General features: G+C 69.7%; 18 protein-coding genes. 10 read left to right on the top strand and 8 right to left on the bottom strand.

Annotated features, from left to right (window positions below):
* Nucleotides 1-123: 123 nt before the first annotated feature.
* The 4 genes from ACIHFD_RS61045 to ACIHFD_RS61030 all read left to right on the top strand — a co-directional run bounded on the left by ACIHFD_RS61045 (nt 124) and on the right by ACIHFD_RS61030 (nt 3,813).
* Nucleotides 124-1,242 (top strand): ABC transporter substrate-binding protein, encoded by a 1,119-nt coding sequence (locus tag ACIHFD_RS61045; protein ID WP_397374799.1) that lies wholly within the window; start codon nt 124-126, stop codon nt 1,240-1,242.
* Nucleotides 1,239-2,015, top strand: coding sequence for an ABC transporter permease (locus ACIHFD_RS61040; protein ID WP_397374798.1), 777 nt, complete (start codon nt 1,239-1,241; stop codon nt 2,013-2,015). Before ACIHFD_RS61045 ends, ACIHFD_RS61040 begins: the two co-directional genes overlap by 4 nt.
* The gene (locus ACIHFD_RS61035; protein ID WP_397374797.1) at nt 2,012-2,791 is read left to right on the top strand and encodes an ABC transporter permease; all 780 of its coding nucleotides are present in this window, start codon (nt 2,012-2,014) and stop codon (nt 2,789-2,791) included. Before ACIHFD_RS61040 ends, ACIHFD_RS61035 begins: the two co-directional genes overlap by 4 nt.
* Before the next feature lie 86 nt (nt 2,792-2,877).
* Nucleotides 2,878-3,813: a methyltransferase gene (locus tag ACIHFD_RS61030; RefSeq protein WP_397374796.1), complete on the top strand. Its 936-nt coding sequence runs from the start codon at nt 2,878-2,880 to the stop codon at nt 3,811-3,813.
* A gap of 23 nt (nt 3,814-3,836) precedes the next feature.
* Here ACIHFD_RS61030 and ACIHFD_RS61025 read toward each other — a convergent pair whose 3' ends face one another.
* Nucleotides 3,837-4,025 carry a hypothetical protein gene (locus ACIHFD_RS61025; protein WP_397374795.1) on the bottom strand — a complete coding sequence of 63 codons (189 nt, stop codon included), beginning with the start codon at nt 4,023-4,025 and terminating at the stop codon, nt 3,837-3,839.
* Nucleotides 4,022-5,251 (bottom strand): MFS transporter, encoded by a 1,230-nt coding sequence (locus ACIHFD_RS61020; RefSeq protein WP_355212009.1) that lies wholly within the window; start codon nt 5,249-5,251, stop codon nt 4,022-4,024. Before ACIHFD_RS61020 ends, ACIHFD_RS61025 begins: the two co-directional genes overlap by 4 nt.
* 31 nt (nt 5,252-5,282) lie before the next feature.
* Here ACIHFD_RS61020 and ACIHFD_RS61015 point away from each other — a divergent pair, with 31 nt between their 5' ends.
* The 4 genes from ACIHFD_RS61015 to ACIHFD_RS61000 all read left to right on the top strand — a co-directional run bounded on the left by ACIHFD_RS61015 (nt 5,283) and on the right by ACIHFD_RS61000 (nt 9,275).
* Nucleotides 5,283-6,317 carry a LacI family DNA-binding transcriptional regulator gene (locus ACIHFD_RS61015; protein ID WP_397374794.1) on the top strand — a complete coding sequence of 345 codons (1,035 nt, stop codon included), beginning with the start codon at nt 5,283-5,285 and terminating at the stop codon, nt 6,315-6,317.
* Between the two features lie 93 nt (nt 6,318-6,410).
* Complete coding sequence (gene nhaA, locus ACIHFD_RS61010; protein ID WP_397374793.1) at nt 6,411-7,706, top strand: Na+/H+ antiporter NhaA; 1,296 nt, start codon at nt 6,411-6,413, stop codon at nt 7,704-7,706.
* Between the two features lie 155 nt (nt 7,707-7,861).
* Entirely contained in the window at nt 7,862-8,017 is a 156-nt protein-coding gene (locus ACIHFD_RS61005) for a hypothetical protein (RefSeq protein WP_397374791.1), read from the top strand.
* Nucleotides 8,018-8,030: 13 nt separating this feature from the next.
* The gene (locus ACIHFD_RS61000) at nt 8,031-9,275 is read left to right on the top strand and encodes an esterase/lipase family protein (RefSeq protein WP_397374790.1); all 1,245 of its coding nucleotides are present in this window, start codon (nt 8,031-8,033) and stop codon (nt 9,273-9,275) included.
* A gap of 36 nt (nt 9,276-9,311) precedes the next feature.
* On the opposite strand, the gene ACIHFD_RS60995 is transcribed toward ACIHFD_RS61000, so the two are convergent.
* The 3 genes from ACIHFD_RS60995 to ACIHFD_RS60985 all read right to left on the bottom strand — a co-directional run bounded on the left by ACIHFD_RS60995 (nt 9,312) and on the right by ACIHFD_RS60985 (nt 13,013).
* On the bottom strand, nt 9,312-10,874 hold the full coding sequence (locus ACIHFD_RS60995; RefSeq protein ID WP_397374789.1) for a DUF4214 domain-containing protein: 1,563 nt from the start codon (nt 10,872-10,874) through the stop codon (nt 9,312-9,314).
* A 157-nt stretch (nt 10,875-11,031) separates the two neighbouring features.
* Nucleotides 11,032-11,742 (bottom strand): hypothetical protein, encoded by a 711-nt coding sequence (locus ACIHFD_RS60990; RefSeq protein WP_397374788.1) that lies wholly within the window; start codon nt 11,740-11,742, stop codon nt 11,032-11,034.
* Between the two features lie 392 nt (nt 11,743-12,134).
* A complete protein-coding gene (locus ACIHFD_RS60985; RefSeq protein WP_397374786.1) occupies nt 12,135-13,013 on the bottom strand; it encodes a potassium channel family protein in 879 nt (292 codons plus the stop codon).
* 372 nt (nt 13,014-13,385) lie between these two features.
* Between ACIHFD_RS60985 and dnaE the strand changes: the two genes are divergently transcribed.
* Complete coding sequence (dnaE, locus tag ACIHFD_RS60980) at nt 13,386-16,940, top strand: DNA polymerase III subunit alpha (protein WP_397374785.1); 3,555 nt, start codon at nt 13,386-13,388, stop codon at nt 16,938-16,940.
* Nucleotides 16,937-17,278, top strand: coding sequence for a DUF6300 family protein (locus ACIHFD_RS60975; RefSeq protein ID WP_397374784.1), 342 nt, complete (start codon nt 16,937-16,939; stop codon nt 17,276-17,278). Before dnaE ends, ACIHFD_RS60975 begins: the two co-directional genes overlap by 4 nt.
* 42 nt (nt 17,279-17,320) lie before the next feature.
* Here the strand turns inward: ACIHFD_RS60975 and ACIHFD_RS60970 are convergent, their stop codons facing one another.
* From ACIHFD_RS60970 to ACIHFD_RS60960, 3 genes are read right to left on the bottom strand one after another with little or no spacing between them, the layout of a single operon-like run.
* On the bottom strand, nt 17,321-19,786 hold the full coding sequence (locus ACIHFD_RS60970) for an NACHT domain-containing protein (RefSeq protein WP_397374783.1): 2,466 nt from the start codon (nt 19,784-19,786) through the stop codon (nt 17,321-17,323).
* Nucleotides 19,783-20,475 (bottom strand): hypothetical protein, encoded by a 693-nt coding sequence (locus ACIHFD_RS60965; RefSeq protein WP_397374781.1) that lies wholly within the window; start codon nt 20,473-20,475, stop codon nt 19,783-19,785. Before ACIHFD_RS60965 ends, ACIHFD_RS60970 begins: the two co-directional genes overlap by 4 nt.
* Entirely contained in the window at nt 20,466-23,987 is a 3,522-nt protein-coding gene (locus tag ACIHFD_RS60960; protein ID WP_397374779.1) for a hypothetical protein, read from the bottom strand. Before ACIHFD_RS60960 ends, ACIHFD_RS60965 begins: the two co-directional genes overlap by 10 nt.
* Between the last annotated feature and the right edge of the window lie 77 nt (nt 23,988-24,064).

The following is a 24,064-nucleotide window of genomic DNA, read 5'->3' as shown; positions in this document are numbered from 1 at the left end:
ACGCCAATCAAGGTACTAGATAAATCAACATTTGCACGTCTCTGCAAACATCACACACAGTAACTCGGCAGTTCGATCTCAGGAGCATCGGATCATTCGGCGCCGCACCCGCTGTTAGCGCTGGTGACGCAATTCATTTGCAGAGAAATCCAAGAGAAACGTCATCCGTCGCGCTTCAGCATCGATCTCGCCTTCGGTAATCTTCACGCTCGGTGCCCCGGCGCCGATCACCGGAGGCTTCCTGTGTTAGGAGAACCTGAAATGACCCGCAAAGTGCGCCGCCGCACTCTCGTGCTCGGCGTTACCGCCACTCTGTTATTCACCGGCTGCGGCGGAAACGGCCAGTCGGCCGGCTCGGGCGGCAACGGCCTGGAGAAGGCCACCATCAGGGTCGGCGCCATGCCGATTCCCGACCCCGTCTCCCTCTACATCGCCATCAACAAGGGCTTTTTCAAACAAGAGGGCCTGACGGTCGAGCCGGTCGCCATCGTCGGCGGCGCCGCGGCCCTTCCGCAGATCAAGAGCGGTCAGCTGGACATCACCCAGACCAACTACGTCTCGACCTTCCTGGCGGTGAGCAAGGGCGAGAAGTTCAAGCTCGTCGCGGACATGTACCAGGCCGGCCCGAACGCCTACAACATCATGGTCCCGAAGGATTCGCCGATCAAGACCGTCGCGGATCTCAAGGGCAAGACCGTCCTGGTCAACAACTTCCGGAACATCGCCACGTTGGCCGTCACCACCCAGCTGAAGGTGGCCGGTCTCACCGAGAACGACGTCAAATTCGCCGAGAAGCCCTTCCCCGACATGGGCAACGCGCTCCAGGCCGGGCAGGCCGACGCCGCCTGGATCACCGAGCCGTTCCTCACCGCCAACCAGAGCAAGCTGGGCTTCCGCAAGATCGCCGACACCATGACGGGGCAGACCGAGGACCTGCCGATCGCAGGCTGGATGGCCTCCGACGACTGGGTCAAAAAGAACCCGAAGACGCTGGCCGCCTTTCAGCGAGCCATCGCCAAGGCGCAAGAACTCGCGTCGAACGACCGTAAGGAGATCGAGGCGATCCTGCCCAAGTACACGAAGATCGATGCGAAGACCGCTTCGGTCATCACCCTGGGCACCTTCCCGAGCGCGCTGAGCGCCAACAGGCTGCAAAAAGTCGCCGACCTCATGCTTGAGTACAAGTACCTCGAGAGCCCGATCGACGTGAAGTCGGTCATCGCGACGCCGTCGGACGGATGAGTCATTCGCGGTCATTCCGCAGCGTCGCCGGCGTTGCGGCGTTCCTCGTCGCGGGAGAGCTGGTGATCCGGTTCGGGCTGGGCGACGGCGTGATCTTCCCCGCGCCCTCCGTCATCCTGATGGAGGCCGTGCGGCTGGCGGTCGACGGAGAGTTCCTGCTGGGAGCGCTCACGACGCTCACGAACTGGGCACTCGGCCTGCTGATGGCGGTGGCGGTGGCGGTCCCGGCAGGCGTCCTGCTCGGCGCGCTGGCCCCGTTGGAGCGCGCCGCCCGGCCCGTACTGGAGTTTCTGCGGCCCATTCCCTCGGTCGCGGTCATCCCGCTGGCGATCCTGCTGATCCCGGTGGACGGCCTGATGAAGGTCGGCGTCATCGTGTACGCGTCCGTCTGGCCGATCCTGTTCAACACGTTGTACGGCATGCACGACGTCGACCCGCTGGCGAAGGATTCGCTGCGTAGCTTCGGATTCGGGCCGGTGGCCGTGCTCGGCAGAGTGAGCCTGCCCAGCGCCGCGCCTTTCGTCGCGACCGGTGTCCGGATCGCCTCCGGGGTCGCGCTGATCATCGCCGTCAGCGCCGAGCTGTTCGCCGGTGGAACCGCGGGCCTGGGCGTCTTCGTCATCCAGGCGGGCAGCGGAAACAGGACCGACCTCGTCATGGCGGCCACGCTGTGGGCCGGCATGTTCGGCCTGCTGGCCAACGCCTCGCTGCGGGCGGCCGAGCGCCGTCTGTTCGGCTGGCACCTGGCGCGGACGGGTGCGGCGCAGACGTGAGATCACTTGCCGGGGTCCTGGTGATCCTCCCTGTCATCGCCGCCTGGGAGCTCGTCACGCGACGGCTCGCAGACACCGACTTCCCACCGCCCACGAGCATCGTCGCCCGCATGCACGAGCTGTGGTTCTCAGGCCCGGCCGCGCGCCTGTTCCTCACCGACGACGCCGTGGACAACATCCTGCCCAGTATGGGACGCATGTTCTCCGGCTGGTTGCTGGCCGCGTTCATCGGAGTGGTGGCCGGCGTGGCACTGGGGCGCTCGCGAGTCGCGGCCGACTACGTGGACGCGCTGATCGAGTTCGGCCGTGCCGTTCCGCCGCCCCTGCTGCTGCCGCTGTTCCTGGCGCTGTTCCAGGCCGGCCTGGCCATGCAGCTCGCCGCGATCGTCTCCGGCGTGATCTGGCCCGTACTGCTCAATTCGATCGACGGAGCCAGAACCGTCGACCGCACCTACACCGAGACCGCCACGGTCTTCGGGCTGTCGAGACCGCAGCGGCTACACCGGATCGTCATCCCCGCCGCCTCGCCCAAGATCTTCGCGGGCCTGCGACTGAGCCTGTCCCTCGCGCTGATCCTCATGGTGATCTCCGAGGTGTTCGGCAGCACGAACGGCATCGGCTACCAACTGCTGGTGGCGCAACGGAGCTTCGACACACCCGGCGTCTGGGCGACGATCGCCCTGCTGGGCATTCTCGGTTATATCGTCAACGCGCTGTTCGTGCTCGCGGAGCGCCGGCTGCTGATCTGGCACAGGCAGGCGAACCGTACGCCATGACTTCTGGAAAAGGACACATGCCGTCATCCGACAAGCTCCTCTGGGAAGCGGTCTCCGGTATCTCCCGATTCGCTGCACTCTTGACCATGGCGGAGCTCGGCGTGGCCGATCAGCTCGCGCATGGGCCGCTCGACACCGAAGAGCTCGCCGCACGGTGCGGGGCGCACGCTCCCTCGCTCCGCCGGGTCCTGCGCGAGCTGGCGGGCATCGGAGTCGTCCGTCCGTCCGGCGCCGACCGATACGCCCTCACCGAGGAGGGCTCGGCGCTCCGCTCGGACATCCCCGGCTCGATCCGCTCCTCCATGCGCATGCTGGGCGAGGAGAGCTTCTGGTACGCCATGGGCAAACTGCCGGACACGGTACGCGAGGGCAGCTCCGCGTTCGTCACCAGGTATGGAGAGCTCTACGAGCACCTGGCCCGCCATCCCGACATCAGCCACATCTTCGACGACTACATGACCGCCAGGGCCGACGCCTTCACGCGGGGCCTGGTCACGCGTTATGACTTCACCGGCGTCGGCACCATGGTCGACGTCGCCGGAGGCAGCGGCTCGATCCTGGCCACGGTCTTGCGCGCCAATCCCGGCATGCGGGGCATCCTCCTCGATCTCGACCACGTGGTGGCCCATGCCGGGGACGTGCTGGCCGCCGAGAACCTGGCCGATCGGTGCGAGGTGGTGGCCGGGAACTTCTTCGACTCGGTGCCCTCGGGAGGGGACGTCTACCTGCTTGCCAGCGTCCTGCACAATTGGGGCGACGACGACGCTGTGCGCATTCTGCGAAATGTCCGGCACGCCATGAAACCCGGCGGGCGCGTGCTGATCCTGGAAGTGGTGCTGCCCGACGACGCGGAGCCGCATCTGGGCAAGGACCTGGACCTGCGGATGCTGGCCATCTTCAACGGCGGCTCGGAACGGAGCCGACAGGAGTACGCGAAGCTCTTCGCCTCGGCCGATCTGGAACTGGGAGAGGTTGTGGAGTTGGGCGCGGGAGCAAGCCTCCTCGAGGCCAAGCCCATCTGACCCGGTCCGCATCGAGTGGCGCCTCAGGGTTTGTGCTGTGCGGAGGAGGGAGCGTAGCTACGGAGGAAGGCCCGCACGCCCGCGGTGACGAGCCGGTCGACCTCTTCCTGGGGAAGGGGGACGGCGCCGTAGAACGTCTGCTGGTTCACGTCGGTGAGTGGCCGCGCCGTCGTACCGGACGAGCACCGGGCCACCGCCGTGAGCCTGCTCACCCTGTGCTACCAGCTCGGCGGCGCCTTCGGCCCCGCGCTGGCCATCCTCCTGCTCGCTTGAGCGCCGGCAGCGCCGGGATCGCCGCCAGCACCACGGCGGTCAGCGCGGCGATACCGAGGAACGTCCTCTGCACCCCGGTGGCATCGGCGAGCAGCCCGAAGTACGCCGGGCCCGCGAGGTAGCCGAGATAGGCAACCGTGGAGATGGCGGACGTGGCCCGTCCTCGTGACCCGTCGGGAACGGGCCGAAGCCCGTAGGACAGCAGGGTGGGAAAGAGCGCCGAGGTGCCGACGGCGGCGGCGATGACGCCTCCCAGGGCGAGCGGCAGCGTGGCCGCGAACGCCGTCAGCACGCCACCGGCCGTGGCGATCGCGCTTGCCACGACCAGCGTGGCGATCGGGCGGCGCAGCGTGACCGTACCGGTGGCGAAACGGGTCAGTGCCGCCGTTGTGGCGAACGCCGCCGGCGCGACGGCGGCCAGCGCCGGCGAGGCGGTGAACGCGTCGGTCAGCAGAACGGCGCTCCAGGACTGGTAGGCGTTCTCCGCCGCGAACGCGAACGCGCCGATCGCCCCGACCATGACCAGCGCGATCCACCCCGACATGCGACCAGGACGCGTGGCGGCGCCCTCAGGTGCGGCGGCGTCGTCATCAGCATGGGCCGGTCGCGTCGCGGTGACGACGGCCAGACCGAGCGCCACGACCACCACCGCGCCCGCGGCGAAGTTCACCAGCAGGCTGTCCGCGATCGCGGTGAGTGCACCGGTGGCCAGGCTCGAGAGCGCGACCGTGGCGGAGAACGCCGCGTGCGAACGGGTCACGACGGGACGTCCGGTTCGCTTCTCGACCGTCGCCGCCAGCGTGTTGAGCGCCACATCGGCCGCTCCCGAGCAGGCTCCCATCAACAGGATGCCGGCGCACAACGCGGCATAGTTCACCGCGGCGGCGGAGAGCACGACACCCATGACACCCAGCAGCGCGAGCAGTACTCCGGTGACACGCAGACCGAGCGCGTCGACGAGCCGCCCGGCCAGCAGCATGGCGGGCAGAGCTCCGGCGGCGATGAAGAGCAGTACGACGCCGAACTCCGCATCGCTCACACCGGCCTGGGCTCGCAGCAGGGGCAGGCCGGCACCCCACACACCCCAGAAGGCGCCGAAACCGGCGAAGCCGAGGAACGGCGCCGCGCGAAACATGCCGCCGGGGCGGGCGATCACTGTGGACACATGTGTAACGCTACACAACTAGAATGGCACCGTGCCAACCGACCGCAGACGCGTGACACTGAAAGATGTGGCGGCTCGTGCCGGGGTGTCACCCATGACCGCCTCCTACGCCTTCACCCGGCCTGCCCGGGTCGCGACCGACACCCGCGAACGCGTGCACCGCGCCGCCGACGAGCTGGGCTATCACCCCGACGCCGTGGGCCGCGCGCTGAAATCCGGTCGAACGCATCAGATCGGGGTGGTCTTCAGCGAGCATCTGGCGTACGCCTTCGACGATCCCCAAGCAGCACAGTTCCTGGCCGGGGTCGCGGAGGTCTGCGTCGAGGAAGGCCGGGGCCTCACGTTCATCCCCACGCGGGGCGATGCCGCCGACGCCGACCGCGTGCTGTCCGCGGCGGTCGACGGCTTCGTGCTGTGGACCACCGCAGAGGACGACCCGGTGCTGGCGGCAGTCGCCGACGACCCCCGTCCCGCTGTCATCCAGGGCGGCCCGCCGCGCCAGGGGATCGCGTGCGTCACCCAGGACGACTACCGGGCCGCGCTCGCGATCGCCTCCCAGGGGCTCCGCGAAGGCCGGACGCCCGTCGTGATCTCGTTCCCGCTCGATCGCGACCGCGAGCACATGGTGACGACCGGCGCCGATCTGCCGCCACACGCACCGTTCCCCGTCACCGACGCCCGCCTGCGTGGCTACCGCACCGCCATCGAACAGGCCGGGCTCGACTGGACGAGCACGCCGATCGCCGTCGTGGCCCGCAACACCCAACAGGACGGCCTCGCCGCAGCACGAGAACTCGCCCCCCAGCTCACCCCCACCGCGCTCATCATCGCCATGAGCGACGAACTCGTCCTGGGAGCCCACCAGGCCCTCCAGGAGACTCACCCGGAGGCTGCCTACCTCGGCTGGGATGCCTCACCGGCCGGCCGCCGGCTCGGCATCACGTCCGTCACCAACCCGCTGCGAGACCAAGGCCGCCGCTGCGCGCAGCTGGCACTCAACCCCGGCCACCCGAACGACCAGGAGATCCCGTGGACCATCCGAACCGGACGAGAGTCCGTTATGTAGCTCTTTACGTGTCCTGATACCTTATTGATAGGTGTGCCGGGAAGTCTGGTCGGCAAGTGAGCGACCCGAGCCCTGCAGAAGGAGCGGAGTTCCATGTCCGGCACCAGCGCCACGCGCGTTCCCCGCCTGTTCAACCGGAGCACCTGGCCCGAAGCGCGCCGCATCGCCGACATCCTGCGCAAGGAAACCATCGGCGGGGCACTGCTGCTCGCCGCCGCGCTCACCGCGCTGATCTGGGCCAACTCGCCGTGGGCGCAGACCTACCAGGACCTGCGCGCCATCGAGGCCGGCCCTGCCGCTCTGCACCTGAACCTCGACCTGGCCACCTGGGCCGCGGACGGGCTGCTGGCCATCTTCTTCTTCGTGGCCGGCCTGGAGCTCAAACGGGAGTTCGTCGCCGGCGATCTGCGTGACCTGCGCCGGGCCGTGGTGCCGGTGGCCGCGGCCGTCGGCGGCGTGGTGGTGCCCGCACTGGTGTATCTGGCGGTCGCCGGCGGAACGGCGGCCAGGGGGTGGGCGATCCCGACGGCCACCGACATCGCCTTCGCGCTGGCGGTGCTCGCGGTGATCGGCCGCTCCCTGCCGGACGCGCTGCGCACGTTCCTGCTGACCCTGGCGGTGGTGGACGACCTGATCGCCATCGTCATCATCGCCACCTTCTACACCTCGCACCTCTCGGTGCTCCCGCTGCTGGCCGCTGTGGTGCCGCTGGCGATCTTCGCTGTGCTGGTACGGCGTAGGGTACGCGCGTGGTGGCTGCTGCTGCCGCCGGCGTTCGCCTGCTGGGCACTGGTGCACGCCTCAGGGGTGCACGCCACCGTGGCCGGGGTGCTGCTGGCTCTGACCGTCCCCGTACTGTCCCGGACACCGCCGGGCGGCACGGAGGGACCGGGCCTGGCCGAACATTTCGAGCACCGGTTCCGCCCGCTGTCCGCCGGTGTGGCCGTGCCCGTGTTCGCGTTCTTCTCCGCCGGGGTCGGCCTGGGTGGCCTCGGCGGGCCGGCAGGAGCGCTGAGCGACCCCGTGGCGATGGGGATCGTGGCCGGGCTGCTGGTCGGCAAGCCGGTCGGCATCCTGGCCGCCACCTGGCTGGTGGCCCGCTTCACCCGCGCCACTCTGGACGAAGGGCTGGCCTGGATCGACATGGCCGGGCTGGCCGTCCTGGGCGGCATCGGGTTCACGGTGTCGCTGCTGATCGGGGAGCTGGCGTTCGGAACGGGCGAGGCCGACGCGCGGTTCAAGATCGCGGTCCTGGCCGGTTCCCTGACCGCGGCCCTGCTGGCCACAGTGATCCTTCGGCTGCGCGCCCGCGTCTACCGGCGCATCCACCGGTCCGAGACCGCCGACTCCGACCATGACGGGATCCCCGATCTCTACCAGCGGCCCTAGCTCTTCGCCCGCGACACCCTGGCTGCCCTCCGCGGATGTGCCGCACGCACACGTCCGGTGCGGCAAAGGTGTGGCGGGCGGCACTGGAACGGCCGCGGCGCTCAAGTGACGATGGCGGCCGGTCTCGGGGTTGCCGACCGACTCAGGGAGCACTCATGCCCGACACGACCGTCATGCCCGCCCTGCCGGCCTCCACGGCCTCGCCGCCATGCCCCGGCTCCCGGATGCCGGCGCGCACCGTCGACGACACCGGCCACCGCACGATCCTGCTCGCCGCGCGCGTTGCCGCCGCGGTCGCCGAAATCCCGTAGACAGGAGGCCCAAATGCGTTGCTTATGGACGGTCGCGGTGATGCTGACCGCACTGCTGGTACCGACCGCGGCCCATGCCGCGACCCCCTCGTACCTGACGCTGGAAGCCACGTACACCAACGTCGCGAACGGTTGGTCCTCGGTGGAGCGGTACCTGGACACCACGTCCGGGTTCACCCAAGAGAGCTACCCGCCGGACGGCCGCGGAGATCAGGACGGCCAGCGTCTGAGCTTCTTCGGCGGCATCAAGCGGCCGTTCCCCGGCCGGTTCCTGCTGTACCACGCACCCGGTTGGAACTCCAACCCCAAGGCCACTCCGGTACTGCTGGTCCACGGCGCCAACGACAATCCGGACCGGGCGTGGGCCAATCCCGGCGAGTCCGGCGGCTTCGGCTGCGGCGCCATAAGCTGCCCGAGTACCGGCCTGATGCAGCACCTGTCGAACGCCGGATACCGGGTCTTCGCCATCGGGTTCGCGCACAAGGAAGGCGACAACCTGATGCAGGCCCAGGAGGTCGGCGACGCGATCGCGATCATCAAGGCCAAGCTCGGTGTGTCCGCGGTGGATCTGGTGGGCTGGAGCAAGGGTGAGATGTCGGCGCGGATGTACGTGTCGTCGGTCAAGCCGAGCTGGGGCCGTTCGTACGCCGGCGACGTGCGCAAGCTCATCACGCTCGGCGGCCCGAACGCCGGCTACGACTATCCGTTCGCTCACGGCTGGGCGCACGACTTCTCGATCTGGCCGGAGTGCGGCGGCAGCGTCAACTCCCCCGCGCCGCACGCGTACATGACCTGCTACGGCATCTACGCCAACCATCCGGAGTTCTCGTTCGTACCCGCCGGCGGGTTCGACTGCTATCCCGGGCAGCGGCAGATGCTGGCGCGCTTCGACGGCACCTACGGCATCGACCAGACGCAGCAGGACTGGTACACCACGTACTACGGCGGACAGGGCTTCTACACCTCCGGGCCCGGCATCCAGGCCGCGATCAACGCGGGCTCGCTGATCTCGCGAATCCAGCAGGCGGGTGTGCCGGCGTCGGTGGCGACGTACCTGCTGGCCGGCGGGTCGCCCAGCGTCGTGGGCATCTACAACGAGAACCGGGGACCCAGCGACGGCGTGGTGTTCGTCAGCAGTGCGCTGTCCACGGTAGGCATCGGTACGGTGGCCGGCACCGCGCTGATCGCCGGTGCCAACCATCTCCAACTCGGCTGGTACCCCGCTGTCGAGTCGCAGGTCGCGAGCTGGCTCGGCTGACAGGAACAGTACGACCTCTCGGACCCCCTGGGGGCTTCAGTGGCCTATGCAGCCTCCCCCGGAGGGGTTGGTGAAGTCGACCGGCGTGGCGCCCGGCTGGAAGTCGCCGTCCTGGGCGTGCCCCTCCTGGTCCACGCCGAAGTTCACGTGCGGGCAGGAGCTGATCGCCCGCACCGACAGCCGCAGGTCGTTGCCCTGGACGGTGGCGCGGTTCATGCCGCCGACCGCGATCCCGGTGCCGACGACCGCCGTCAGGCCGTTGGTGGTGTTGTCGCGTACCGACACCCCGGCGCCGTCGTCGGCGCGCTCGCCGAACCACATCCGGGTCCCGGCCGCGATGCCGATGTCGGCGTGCGTGTCCGGGCCGGTCCAGAAGGCGTTCCCCGACACGGTCGCGCCGGTGAAGTCGTGCGTCACGTCCCCGCCGTACAGGGGGTCCACGACGATCGCCCCGTACGCCGCATTGCCGGCGTTCAGCACCACATTGCCCTGCACGCTCGAACGCTGGGTCGCCGGGCTCGAACGGAACAGCACGATCCCCACGTCCGTCGCGTCCACGATCCCGTTGCCCTCGACGACGGCGTTCTCGCAGGAGACGGAGATGCCGTCGGTCCAGCGGCCCACGCCGTCGTGCATCACATGCTCCGACGAGTACGCGGTGACAAGGTTGCCGCTGATCACGGCCCTCGGGCACGGCCGATTGTCGCCGCTGCCGAGCGCCAGCAAGCTGCTCCAGCCACGGCTGTCAGAGATCTTCGAGCCGCTGACCTCGGTGCCGTCGCCGCCCATGAGCTGGACGTTGATGGCGTTCAAGGTGAAGTTCGTGTACGCGCCGCGCTGGCCGTCCACCCAGACGCCACGCAGGCGGGCGCCGCTCTGCAGGCGCACGACCGGCTCGCCGAAGGAGGAGGCGCGCACCAGGCGCCCCTGCCGGGCATACTCACGGGGCGACGGCGTCCCGGTGGTGGCCAGCGTACGACCAGGGGGTATGACCAGCATCGCGCCGACCCGCACCACCGCCTTCTCCGCCAGGTACACCGTGCCGCCCTCGGGCGTGGCGTCCAGCAGCGCCTGAAGCTGCTCGCCCGTGCCGCCCGCGAACCCGGCGCCCTTGGGGGTGAGCGTCAGCGCGGGCGCGGTGCCGTAGTGGTAGCTCGTGGACGAGCCGCAGATGGTCGCGGCGAGCGAGGCCAGCTCGCCGCTGGAGACGATCGCGTCCACGATCTGCGGCCAGCTCCGCGCGCCCTCGGTCAGCAGCCCGGTGAAGTGGTCGAACCCGCTCCGATCGGGCTCGCGGTTGAGCGCGTCCCGGTAGAGCGCCAGGACACGCTCCTCGGCGTCGTAATTCAGGGCCATGAACTCGGCCGAGGTGTAGAAGCCCCGCGCGAAATCTCTGACGCGGTCCGGCGTGCAGCCCTTGGCGGCGAAGTCGCCGACCGCCGCGGACCAGCCGCTGGGGTCGGGCATCCTGCCCAGGGCCTCGCTGTACAGCTTGGCGAAGAACTGGGCCGGGACCTTTCCCGCCGCCGTCGCGGGCGTCGCTCCCACGGACAGGCACGTCGAGAGGAACGCCAATACAGCGCAGATCGTACGTCTCACGGCGTCGAAAGCTACCGAGGCCGGACGCCGCCACGCCGACGCTTCAACGAATATGGACGTATCGCCGGCGCTACGACCTTGCGCCGCTCGGTCCCTCCGAGACCGAGGTCACGCTCACCTACGACTGGTCGGCGCGGCAGCCGGTCTCCCGCCACGTTCAGAAGAGCTTTATGTGCACAGTGCCCGGCGGCGTGGCGGAGGGCGAGCCGGCTGGCCCACCCTGACCCGGCGCCGGGGGCTGCCTGGTCACGTCGGGAGTCCCTTCGGAAGGGGAAGGCTCGGACGGCTCCGGCACGCTCTGCGTCGGCTTCGGCGTCAGAGTGGGAGTCGGCGTGGGGATGGGGGTGGTCGGTGACGTGGAGGGGGTGGAGGACGGAGACGCGCCCGTCGGCGTCGAGGTGGCTGACTCCCGATACGGCGCCGGAGCCGGGGACTCGACGTGCCTGCTCTTCTTGGAAGATGGTTTGCGGGGTTCGGCCCGTTTCCGGGATTTGCCGGTCACCTGGTCGGCCACCGTCTGATCAACGATCACCTGGTAGGTCAGGATGCCGCCCATACTGACGCAGAACACCAGCGCGGCCGCCACCCCCAGCTTGGCCCACGGCAACGCCTTCAGAAGTGCCCCGGCCCGCGCGGACCGCCGCGCCGCGCCATCACCCGCCTCGGCTGTCCGCTCGTGCCACGCGCTCACGGCATGCTGCCTGACCTTGTCGCCGGTGCGCTTGAGATAGTGCGTGTAAACGTCGGTGGCCACCGTGCTGGCGAGGCTCATCACAGCGGCGCCGATCACCGTGCCGGCGACGCCCAGGTACGACGCCGCGACCGCCGCCGTGACCGCGGCCATCGCGCTTCCCACGATCTGTGGCACGCTGAGCGCCAGCCTCCGAGGCTTTCTGCCCGCTTCTCGGATTCGGTCCCTCTTGGTCATGCGTGTGGTGGAAGCCTTCTCGTTCATGGACGCGCACGCGCCCTGTCGTGCCTGTGTCGTGCGGACCTTTCAGGGCCACGCGTGGCTCGGCGGACCGGTGATGGAGACCGGGGTGCAGACCCGCTCGCCTGAAGAGGCAGCCGGCTCGACCACTATGACCCGGCGGACAGAGGCGGCTGATGCGACACACGGCGCCATGTCGGATCGTGACGGCACCCTTGCATTTATGCGGAATTCGCCCGCCGCACCACCCCGAGTCCGGCACACCCGTGCTGGAGGCGTTGCGGTCGAAAGGGCCGAGCGGGTCGCCGTACCGATGAGATGAGCAGCGCTCAGGCCCCGGTGAGGGCGCGGCCGTGGTCGGCCGCGTACGCGGCGAATACCTCCGCAGGTGATCCATTCGTGTGGAGGAAACGCTGGTCAAGGATGGTGGCGAGGTCTTCCAACGCACCGGCGAGCAGGTCGGCCGTCAGGCGCACATCTGCCCGTCGGGCTGCCTGCCCGCGCTGGGCGAGGCGAGTGGCATAGCCGATCGTGGCCGCCAGGGACGAGTGGTCCTCACCGTCATGGAAGTAGTAGGCCTCCGCGTACTGGGTGAAGTCGATACGGACACGCACCACCTCGGTGGCCAGGCTTCCCAGCAATGACGCGCCTGCGGCGCAGTCGAGCTGCCGCATGGACGGGTCCGAGCGGTGCAGCAACGCCAACCGGATCGCGAGCACCCGCCGGCGGGTCAGCGTCGGATAGATCTCCAGCACCCAGGAGACGGTGGCCGTCAGCAGGACGAAGCCGATGAGAGCTTCCAGGGGCGAGACCACGCGGAGCCAGCCCGCGACAGGCACGATGTCCCCGAGCCCGAGGGTGGCGACCATGACGAGCGACAGGTAGACGGAGTCGAGGAGTGCCGGCTCCTGCGACAGCCCGGAACCGGGTGCGAAGGCGAACGCCTCCGGCATGTGGGGCCAGTAGACGATGGCCCAGCCCATGATGATGGTGACGGCCCACATGCCGACCACCGTCGCCATGGCAAGCGGACCGACGAGCCCCACAACACGCCTGCGCGCTCGGAGATGCCGGGCCAGTTTCCACAACGCCGCCATGACGAGCCGGCTCAGCCCTCCGTGGCGGGTGGGGTGCCAGAGCGTGTGGAACAGGTCTCGTAGGGCGGCCATGATGAGCGCGGCCCCGAGCAGCGAGACCAACCACTCCATTCGTCTCTCCCGCAGTGGCTGTCCTGTGGAGCGGCTGGACGATCCGTGCAGCCAAGGCCGGGGGGATCCGCCGCCCGAGCCGGGCCGCGCTTGGAGCCTAGGCCGCGGGCACCGTCGGTGAACGCAGACTCGCCGTATCGGAGGTGGTCGGGCTGCGCAGCTCGCTCATACGTTCGAGTCCGTCGAACAGTGGGTATGGACCGAAGACGGAGGCGTTTCCCCAGCTCACGGTCGGTGTGGTATGTCCTTCACGCAGCGTCAACAACAGCCTGGCAACAACCTTCCCGCCCTCCGGGCGCGATGCCCCATGAGCCTCGCGAGACGGAATAGGCTCATGCGAGGATCCGGGCCGATGCGAAGTTGGGGGAACGGGTGAGCAAGTCGTTCGTGCATCTGCACGTCCACACCGAGTACAGCATGCTGGACGGGGCGGCCAAGCTGAAGCCGCTGTTCAAAGAAGCCGAACGATTGGACATGCCGGCGATCGCCATGAGCGACCACGGCAACATGTTCGGTGCGTACGAGTTCCAGAAGGTCGCGTCGGGCACACCGGTCAAACCGATCATCGGGATCGAAGCGTATGTGGCCCCGCACAGCCGGTTCGTGAAGAAGCCGGTGTTCTGGGGGCAGCGGGCCGAGACCGGCGTGGCGGACGGCGAGGGTGGCAAGGACGTCTCCGGCGGTGGCCGGTTCACCCATATGACCATGTGGGCCAAGGACGCGAACGGGCTACGCAACCTGTTCCGGCTGTCGTCCCTGGCGTCGTTCGAGGGCTACTACTCCAAGCCGCGCATGGATCAGGACCTGATCTCGCAGTACGCGACCGGGATCATCGCCACGACCGGCTGCCCGTCCGGCGCGGTGCAGACCCGGATCCGGCTGGGCCAGTACGACGAAGCCGTCAAGGTCGCCGGCGAATACCAGGAGATCTTCGGTAAGGAGAACTACTTCCTGGAGCTCATGGACCACGGCATCAGCATCGAGCGGGAGGTCCGGGAGGACCTGCTCAGGTTGGCCAAGCAGCTCAACATTCCGCTGCTGGCCACCAACGACTCCCACTACGTGACCGAGGACCAGGCCGACGCCCACGACAGCCTCCTGTGCGTCGGCGTGGGCAAGAACAAGGACGACCCGAACCGGTTCCGGTTCAACGGATCCGGCTACTACCTCAAGCCCGCCGACGAGATGTACGCCCTGTTCCCGGAACTGCCCGAGGCATGTGACAACACGCTGCTCGTGGCCGAGATGATCGGCGACTACGGCGACGTGTTCGCCCAGGTGGACCGGATGCCCGACTATCCGGACGTGCCCGAGGGGGAGACCCAGGAGTCGTGGCTGCGCAAGGAATGCGAGCGCGGCCTGGAGATGCGGTACGGCGCCCCGATTCCGGCTGAGGTGATGGATCGGTACGAGACCGAGATGAAGGTCATCGGTCCGATGGGCTTCTCCTCGTACTTCCTCGTCGTGGCCGACATCTGCAAATATGCCCGTGACAACGGCATCCCGGTCGGGCCCGGCCGTGGATCGGCGACCGGTTCGATCGTGGCGTACGCCACCCGCATCACCGAGCTCGACCCGCTGGAGCACGGCCTGCTGTTCGAGCGGTTCCTCAACCCTGAGCGGATCAACCCGCCGGACGTCGACCTCGACTTCGACGACCGCCAGCGTGATCGCATGGTGGCCTACGTCACCCAGAAGTACGGCAGTGAGTTCACCGCGCAGGTCAACACGTTCGGCACGATCAAGGCCAAGGCCGCCGTCAAGGACTCGAGCCGGATTCTCGGCTATCCGTTCGCGATGGGTGACAAGATCACCAAGGCGATGCCGCCGGATGTCATGGGCAAGGGCGTCCCCCTCGCGGACATGTTCAACGAGAGCCACCCCCGCTACAACGAGGGCACCGAGCTTCGCGCCCTGTACGAGAACGACCCCGACGTCAAGAAGGTCATCGACACCGGCCGCGGCATCGAGGGGCTGATCCGCGGCACCGGCGTGCACGCCGCCGCGGTCATCCTGTCCTCGACCCCGCTGCTGGACCTCATCCCCATGCACATGCGGGACAAGGACGGCGTGGTCATCACAGGATTCGACTACCCGTCCTGTGAGGACATGGGTCTGGTCAAGATGGACTTCCTGGGACTGCGGAACCTGGGCATCATCGACCACGCCATCAAGATCATCAAGCAGAACCGGGGCGTCGAGCTCGACACCCTGACGATGCCGCTCGACAACGCCAAGACCTACCAGCTCCTGGCCCGCGGCGACACGCTCGGCGTGTTCCAGCTCGACGGCGGCCCCATGCGGTCGCTGCTGAAGCTGATGGAACCGACCCGGTTCGAGGACATCGCGGCCGTGCTCGCCCTCTACCGGCCGGGCCCGATGGCGGCCAACGCGCACACCAACTACGCCCACCGCAAGAACGCCCGCCAGGACATCGAGCCGATCCACCCGGAGCTCAAGGAAGCGCTCGAACCGATCCTCGGCCCCACCTTCCATCTGCTCGTCTACCAGGAGCAGATCATGGCCGTCGCCCGCGAGCTGGCCGGCTATACCCTCGGCGGCGCCGACCTGCTGCGCCGCGCCATGGGCAAGAAGAAGAAGGAGATCCTGGACGCCGAGTTCGCCAACTTCCAGGCCGGCATGCGCGGCAACGGCTACAGCGACGAGGCGATCCAGGCGCTGTGGGACGTCATGCTGCCCTTCTCCGGGTACGCGTTCAACAAGTCCCACACCGCCGGCTACGGTCTGGTCGCCTACTGGACCGCGTATCTGAAGGCCAACTACCCCGCCGAGTACATGGCCGCCCTGCTCACGTCGGTGGGCGACGACAAGGACAAGGCGGCCGTATACCTGGCCGAGTGCCGCAAGATGGGCATCCAGGTGCTCCCGCCCGACGTCAACGACTCCCAGCTCGACTTCGTCGCGGTCGGGGACACGCAGGTCCGGTTCGGGATGGGCGCGGTCCGCAACGTCGGGGAGAACGTCGTCGAAGGGATCGTGAAGGCCCGCAAGGAGAAGGGCCGCTTCACCGACTTCAACGACTTCCTCGGCAAGGTGCCGCTCACCGCCTGCAACAAGCGCGTCATCGAATCGCTGATCAAGGCGGGCGCGTACGACTCCCTCGAACATCCGCGCAAGGGCCTGCTCATGATTCACGAGCAGGCCGTCGAGTCCGTCATCGACATCAAGAAGAACGAGGCGCACGGCCAGGACTCGTTGTTCGGCGGGATGGACGACACGGGCGACGACGCGGCGTTCACGATCGCCGTCCCCGAAGGCGAGTGGGACAAAAAGACCAAGCTCGACTTCGAGCGGGAGATGCTCGGCCTGTACGTGTCCGACCACCCGCTGGCCGGCACCGAGCGCCTCCTGGCCAGGAGCCGGGACACCACGATCGCCGACCTGCTGGACAGCGGCCGCGACGACCGCGGCGACGTCCAGGTGTCCGGCCTGGTCACCAAGGTGGACCGGCGGGTGAACAAGGCAGGCAACACGTGGGCCATCCTCACGGTCGAGGACATGGACGCCGCCGTCGAATGCCTGTTCTTCCCCCGCAACTACGAGCTGTACGGGCCGGAGCTGCGGCCGGACATCGTGGTGTCGGTGAAGGGCCAGATCAACAACCGGGACGGCGCCATCTCGGTCTTCGCCCAGGAGATGGCCCTCATCGATGTGTCCGGCGTCAACAGCGAGTCCGGCGCCCCGATCACGCTTCTCCTGCGGGAAGAACGCATCACTCCGACCCTGCTGGACGAACTGCGCCAGGTGCTCAAGATGCACCAGGGCCGCGTACCGCTGCACATCAACCTGCGGCGGCCGGCGGGCAAGGTCATGGTGATGTCGCTACCGGAGTGGCCGGTCAACGCCGAACCGAGCTTCGCCGCCGATATCAAGGCGCTGCTCGGGCCTGAAGCACTGTCGCTTTGAGCCGGCGGATCGAGGTCATCAGCTCCGACGACGCGCCGGGGTGCCCCCGCTGCGGCCGAGAGGGGTTGCTGTACGCACGCGTGCCGAACGGCTGGTACAACGCCGTCGGCACGCGGGTGGAGGGCTACACCGGGGTGGTGCTGTGCTCGGACTGCGACACGGATGATCTGCACGCCGCCCCACTGATCTCGTGGTTCCACGTCAACGGTGAGCCGAACGACGAGAACCACGAGTTCGTGCGGTTGTTCACTGCGTGGGCGACCAACGTGTTCGTACCGATGCTGAATGAGCAGGCGCTGGAGGACGAGATCGAGCAGTGGCGGCGCAGCGAGCTTTGACGCCCGCCCAGGCGAGCCGCACGCAGCCGAGCGGCCCTGAGCTCACCGGTCACCGTCGGAGGGGGTCAGGAAGTCCTGGAGCTCCCGGTGCCGGAACTGGTACGTGGCGCCGCTGACCCGGAGCAGCCGGGCCTCGCAGGCCCAGTCGAGAAAGGCCCACAACCGCAGCGGCAGCAGGCCGCGCATGGCCGCGACGACCAGCCCGATCATCGTACGGGCCCAGGCGATCGCCCCGAAGGACAGCCCGAAGGTCACGCCGCCGACAAGCGCGCACACCAGCGACTCCACGACGCCGGTGTTCATGACGAACACCAGGAAGGCGCCGACGCCGCCGGTGAGGCCGAAGGCCAGCCCGATCGTCGGGTTGCGGTGCAGTGCCTCCCGCGGGTGGGCCAGCTCGGCATCCCTGCTCCAGCCCCCGGTAGCGATCTTGAAGACGACCCCCAGCGTGAAGGCGAGGGCGAAGGTCCCGGCGAGCCCCACGGCCAGCTGCAGCGGGCCGGCGTGGGCCAGCCGCAGCGGCACCAGCCCGATGATCGCGCCGCACAACCCGAAGCCCAGCAGCGTGATGGGCTCGGCGTGGAGCACCTCGGGGACGGTCATCCGCTCGGCGCCCCGCTGTCCTGCCGCGGTCAGCCCGATGACCGCGCCCAGCACCAGCCCTCCGGTGCCGCCCGCGGCGACGGCGAAGGCGGGCCCGAAGACCTTGCCCCCGGTCAGCACGAGTCCGGCCAGGCCGCCGAGCACCCCGACGGGCGTGCCCGCCAGGGCGCCCAGCAGGCCGCCGATCACGCGCCGCCGGCGGGGGACCTCGCTGCGCCCACCGGCGGCGGCCGGCCAGGGCGACAACGACAGGCCGGTGGCGATCGCCACCCAGCCCGCCATGAGCGTCAGGGTGAGCAGCCGCTCAGGGCCGGCTCCAGCATCGTCAGCCGCCGACCCCGTCCAGTACGCCAGCATCGCGACGACCGCGAAGAGCGCGCAGACCAGGCAGTGCAGCGCCCAGACCCGCCGCCTGCCGCCGATCGGCCACAGCAGGTGCGGAACGATGTCGATCGCCGTCAGGCCAGGCGGCGGCCGGTCCACCTCGGCGCCCCGGGCGGCCTGCCAGCGCAGGTGGGCGGCCAGGTGCACGAGCCACGACCGCACCTGTTCCGCCTGGTACGGAGCCCCGTAGGCGGTACGGGGCGTCAGCACGGTCGCCGCCGGCACGTACGCCTCCAGCAGCCTCCTGACGATCCGCGCCACCCCTTCACCGGTGTCGAGCCCCGGATCCACGCGGAGCAGCCCGGCGGGATCGGCGCCGGACTCCACGGCGGTCACGGTCAGCACCAGCCGCCAGGGCGTGGCGAGAGCGGCGTGCACGGCCTTGCCCGCCGGCCCGGACAGCGCCCCGTGGATGGCCTCGCGGTGCGCGCCGTAGGGGTGCCCGTCCGGCCAGCGGGTGCGCAGGTACGCGCCGATCTGCTGGACGGTCAGGTTGTGCAGGTGGATCCTGGCGGCGTTGTCGAGCCCGGCCCCGGCCTCGCGCAGTTCGGCGTGACGGTCGGCGCGGCAGGTCACGACGACCGCGCCCGGTCGCCTGCCGGACAGGTCGCTGTAGCGGTTGAGCTCGGCCAGCAGCCCGATCGCCCGGCGCGGCGGGCCCCACCCCGGCTCGGGGTCCAGCTCGTCCAGCCCGTCCACCACCGGCAGCACCCGGCGATCGCGTACCAGCCGTTGCGCGTCCCTGGCCGCGAGCCCGAAGTCCTGCGCCAGTTGCTCGGCCAGCCAGGCCTCGAACGGCCTGCCGAGGGTCCAGCGGGCCGCGCTCAGCCGTACCGGCACCAGTTGCGCCTGGTCGAGCAGGCCGCCGGCGGCGAGCACGGGCTCCAGCAGTTGCAGCACCAGCTCGATCGCCAGCACCGTCTTGCCGGCCCCCGACTCGCCCACGACCAGCAGGCGCCGCAGGCCCAGGTCGCCGAAGAACCGCCCGATCGTGTGCAGGTCGCACTCGGTCTCGCCGGTGTCGCCGTACAGGCTGAAGGAGAGCGCCGCGAGGTTGTAGCCGCCGAGCAGCCCCTTGCGCGCCCTGTCCTCCTCGCGGACCACGCGGCGGGTCAGCAGCTCGACGGCGGGATCGGGCGTGGAGACGGCCGGCGTCGCCGGCGGCTCGGGGACAGGGGCGGACGGTTTCGCCAGGGCCGTCCTGGCCGCCCGCCAGCGTTCGAGCTCGCCGGGGATCAGCTCGGCCGGGTAGTCGCAGTAGTGGAAGCAGGCGGTGACGAAGGCCCGGACGAAATCCCACCGCGGCAGCCGGTCGGCCTGCCGCAGGACGTGCGAGACCGTGCTCTTCGGCAACGCGTCTACCGTGGCGCCGTCCGTGGCCGTCGTCTGGCCGCCGAGCGAACGCAGCTTGCTCAGGGACGGCTCGCCCGCCCACTGCTTGAGCAGGGCCAGCGACCGTACGAAGTCGGCCGTGCTGCCCGCCTCGGCGGGATCGGGCGGACGGGGACGCTCCTCGATCATCCCTCTCCCGCCCGCACCAGCGCCCAGCCGAACTCGTCCCTGCCGCGCCGCGGCCACCGGCCCTCCAGGCACCGGCCCTCCAGCGTCTGCACGTGGCGCGACTCCATCAGGAAGTTGCGGGCCTCGTCGGCCTCCACCAGGTCACGGCCGACCGCTATGGGCACGAACCCGTGCCGGGGGATGTACACCCAGCGGCCGCGGTCCCAGTCGTAGGGGTCGAACCAGCGGTGGCGAACCGTGCCGGACACGCGTACCTCCGGTCCGTCCCTGGTCAGCACGAACGACCCCTGCGAGCGCAGCAGGCTCATCCTGCTGACGTAGAACAGCTCCGTACCGATGAAGGCGTTGATCCGCGCGTCCCAGTAGTCGTGCAACCAGCTCGACTCCCCCTCCCGCAGCTGCCGCGCCGTGCGGGCGAGCTGCCGTTCGAACCGGCGCTGATTCTTGCGCTCGGCCTTCTTGATCACCTTGAACGAGCGCAACCACCGCAGTGACATCGTCCTCGACGCGCCTGCGCCGTCCATGAAGTGCTCCAGGAAGTCGGACGCGATCGGGTGAAAGTCGCGGCCGCCCTCGACGATCGAACGGAACAACGCGACCAGTTCCGGGACGGGCCTGCCTGTCCGCCGCCGTAAGCCTCGCAGGAACATCCGTGTTCTCTCCGTGGTCGGGTCCAGGGTCACGTGCACGTCTGGCGGTACTCCTCCTGGGGCACGAGATTCTCCCACTCCTCTCGGGTGAGGGAGCGGCCCGCGTTGGCACACGCCGCGGCCACCAGGTCGGGGGGTGTGCGGACGTTCCACAGCCGCGCGGTCCTGTCTCCCGAGGCCGTGGCGACCGTCGTCCCGTCGTCGCTGTAGACGAGGTCGGTCACGCCCTTGGTGTGGCCTTTCATCGGGGGCCCGAGCCGCCGGTAGGTCAGCAGGTCCCAGAGTTGCACCTCACCGTTGGTGAGGCCGGTGGCGAGGACCTTCCCGTCGGGGTTGAAGGCGAGCGAGGTCGTCATGCCCTCCTCGGCGATCAGGCCGATGCCGACCGCACGGCGGTGCGGCACGTCCCACAGGCGCACGCTGTTGTCGTAGGCCGTGACGGCCAGCCGCTGCCCGTCGGGGCTGAAGGCCAGGTCGTTGACGAATCCGCCGTGAGCCGTGAACGTCGGGCCGGGCAGCTCCCGGCCAGTGGTGACGTCGAAGAGCCGGATCCGGTTGTCGAAACCCGCGGTCGCCACCATCGTGTCGTCGGGGCTGATCGTCATCGCCGTGATGACGTCGGTGCCGTCGCGTACGGTGATGCGCGCTCCGGTGTCCCTGCGGCTCGCGATGTCCCAGAACACGATGGACTTGTCCCGCTGGGCGGCGACGAACCTGCCGTCGGAGCTGATCCTGGCCCAGTGAAGCGACTTCTCGTGCGCGACCTCGCGGCGGCTCGCGACGTCCCAGAGCCGTATCCCGTCCGAGCCCTCCGACAGGAGTGTCCGCCCGTCGGGAGTGAACTCCACCCGGTACGCCGCACGGCGGGCGCCCTCGGGATGCAGCGGCGGGCCGAGAGGACGCTGGGTGGCCGCGTCCCACAGCTGGAGGTCGGGGCTCTTCTCGTCGTCGACGCCGGCGGCCAGAATCCGCCCGTCCGGGCTCAGCGCGACGGCCCCCTGCGCCGGCACGCGGGTCCCCTTCTGCTGGAGGACCTGCGGGTCGGCCAGCCGGACCACGCCGTCATTGCTGGCGGCGGCCAGCACACCCCCGTCCGGGCTGAACGCGATGTCGTCGACACTGGCGTAGTTGTCCCAGAGCGCGAACAGCTGCTGCCGGCTGGCCGTGTCCCACACCACGGTGCGGCCGCTGTCCCCGCCGGTCGCGATCCGCGTGCCGTCCGGGCTGAAGGCGACCGAGTAGTAACCGGCCTTGCGGTCCTTGAGCATCCCCTTCAGCTTGCGCGTGGCCACGTCCCACACCCGGCCGGTACGGTCCCAGCTCACGGTTACCAGGGTTGACCCGTCCGGGCTGAGCGCCACGTCGCCGAGGGACTCGGTGTGCCCTGTGAAGGGGGCGCCGAGCTGGCGGGACGTGGCGGTGTCCCAGAGCCGCGCGGTCTTGTCCTCCCCGCCGGTGACCAGGATCTTCCCGTCCCTGCTGTACGTCACCCCGTGGATGGCGTGCCCCTCGCCCGGACGACCCATGGGAGCCCCGTGCGGGAGGCGCGTGGCCACGTCCCACGGCTGGACCACGCCTCTGCTGTCGCCGGTCGCCAGCGTTCTCCCGTCCGGGTTGAACGCGAGCGCCGTCACGACCCCCTCGGCCTTCACCTGGGCGCCCAGCTCGCGACGGGTGACCACGTCGTAGAACCGGACGCTGTCGAGGCACGCCGTGGCCAGCGTCCGGCCGTCGGGGCTGAAAGCCAGAAGCACGCTCGAACAGTCGTACTTCGCCCGGGTGATCGGCGCGCCGAGCTGCCGCCGCGTCGCCGTGTCCCACAACCGCGCCGTCCCGTCGTCGCCCCCCGTCGCGATGGTCGCGCCGTCGGGAGTGAACGCCACCGCCGTGACGCCCCGCTGGTGCCCGGTGAGCGTCCCCCTGCCGGTACGGGTCGCCGCGGTCAGCACCCGGTTCCTGGCCTCGTTGGTGTGCGCGATCCGCCACGCCGCCACGGCGAGCATCGAGGCCAGGGCGGTGTCGCCGGTGACCTCGCTCTGCGCCGCCAGCTGGCGGGAGCTGGCCAGACCGCGTTGCCAGTTCGCGTCGGCCGCCGCGTTGACGGCGGTGCCGGCCGCGGCGAGGGCGAGGACCGACAGCGCTGCCAGACCCGACATGACGAGCCGGCGGCGCCGGGTCACCCGCCGCGCCTCCCGCGTGGAGGCCGCGACGAAGCTCTCCACGGTGGCGCCGGGCGGGGGGAAGCTGTCGGGGTCGCGCTCCCAGCGGGGCCGGCTGTCCTGGACCGCCAGCAGCCGGGGTCCCCGGTAGAGAAAAGCCGGGTCGCGGTGGTTCTCCGCCCACTGGGCGGCGGCCTCCAGGAGCCCGTCGTACACCGTCTGCGCGGCGAGGTCCGGTTCGAGCCACTGCCGCAGGGTGGGCCAGGCCGTCAGGAGCGCGTCGTGGGCGATCTCGGCGCTGTCCTCGTGCAGGGTGAGCAGGCGCCGGTCGGCGAACGCGGACAGCAGCGCCGCCGTCCGCTCCAGGTCCTCCACCGAACGTGCCGACGCGGCGGCGTGCAGCTCGGCCAGCGTCGCCCGGCGCCGCGCCACCCGGCCGCCCGCGGTGATCGTCGTCATCCGCCGGAAGAACCTGAGCGCGGCCTTGCGATCATCCGGCCGCAGCCCGTCGAGGGCCTCGTCGGCCGTACGTCGTACGGAGTCGCGTACCCGGCCGGAGTCCTCGTACCCCCGGACTGTCAGGGTGTCCTTCTCGCGCCGCTCCCAGGTGTTGCGCAGGGCCTGGGAGAGCAGGGGCAGGGCGCCGGCCTCGTACCGGTCGCCGGCGCGCAGCTCCGCCAGGATGATCTCCACCAGCCCCTGTTCGAGCTCCAGACCCGCTGCGGCCGCCGGGCCGGTGATGGCCAGCCGCAGGTCCGGCTCCGTCATCGGCTCGACGATGACCTGACCGTCCTGGATCGCCTCGGCGAACTGCGGGTAGGCGGCGCACCGGTCCCAGTAGTCGGCGCGCACCCCGACGATCACCCCGCCGCCGTCCGCGCCCTCGGCCAGGGCGTGCAGGGCCCGTACGAACGCCTGTCGCTCCCGCTCGTCGCCCACCAGGGTGAACAGCTCCTCGAACTGGTCGACCACCAGCACGAACCGCCCGGTTCCCGCGACGACCTCCCCCGGATCCTCCCGTAATCGCTCGGCCACGGTCTCGACCAGCCCGCCGAACTCCCCCACCCACACCCCGGCGAGCGCGCCGAACGGCTTCGCGCTCGGCGTCACCAGCAGGCGCGGCCAGTCCTGCGACCCGGCCAGCGGCAGCATCCCCTCCGCCAGCGCCGGCATCAGCCCCGCCCGCAGCAGCGACGACTTGCCCACCCCCGAGGCGCCTGAGACCAGCAGGATGGATCCGTGCCGCGCCAGCCGCCTCCCCAGGCGATCCAGGAGGCTGCGGGTCGCCCGCGTACGCCCGAAGAACAGTTCGGCCTTCGTGTCCTCGAACGGCACCAGACCTTGGTAGGGGCACACATCGTGGGATCGGCCGCCCCCGCCTCGCTCGCCCATGGCGCTCATTCTGGCCAATCGCCCGCACGCCCTCAATCACGTTTGCGCGGATAGCCGGATTCATCCGCCCCGTCCGA

Source organism: Nonomuraea sp. NPDC051941 (assembly GCF_044593615.1).
The sequence above is the reverse complement of the archived record's forward strand: the minus strand, read 5'-3'. Positions and strand labels throughout refer to the sequence as shown.

Coding starts and splice junctions, on each gene's coding strand:
- ACIHFD_RS61040 (WP_397374798.1), top strand. CDS start 1,239: ATGAGTCATTCGCGGTCATTCCGCAGCGTCGCCGGCGTTGCGGCGTTC.
- ACIHFD_RS61030 (WP_397374796.1), top strand. CDS start 2,878: ATGGCGGAGCTCGGCGTGGCCGATCAGCTCGCGCATGGGCCGCTCGAC.
- nhaA (WP_397374793.1), top strand. CDS start 6,411: ATGTCCGGCACCAGCGCCACGCGCGTTCCCCGCCTGTTCAACCGGAGC.
- ACIHFD_RS61005 (WP_397374791.1), top strand. CDS start 7,862: ATGCCCGACACGACCGTCATGCCCGCCCTGCCGGCCTCCACGGCCTCG.
- ACIHFD_RS61000 (WP_397374790.1), top strand. CDS start 8,031: ATGCGTTGCTTATGGACGGTCGCGGTGATGCTGACCGCACTGCTGGTA.
- ACIHFD_RS60985 (WP_397374786.1), bottom strand. CDS start 13,013: ATGGAGTGGTTGGTCTCGCTGCTCGGGGCCGCGCTCATCATGGCCGCC.
- ACIHFD_RS60970 (WP_397374783.1), bottom strand. CDS start 19,786: ATGATCGAGGAGCGTCCCCGTCCGCCCGATCCCGCCGAGGCGGGCAGC.
- ACIHFD_RS60960 (WP_397374779.1), bottom strand. CDS start 23,987: ATGGGCGAGCGAGGCGGGGGCGGCCGATCCCACGATGTGTGCCCCTAC.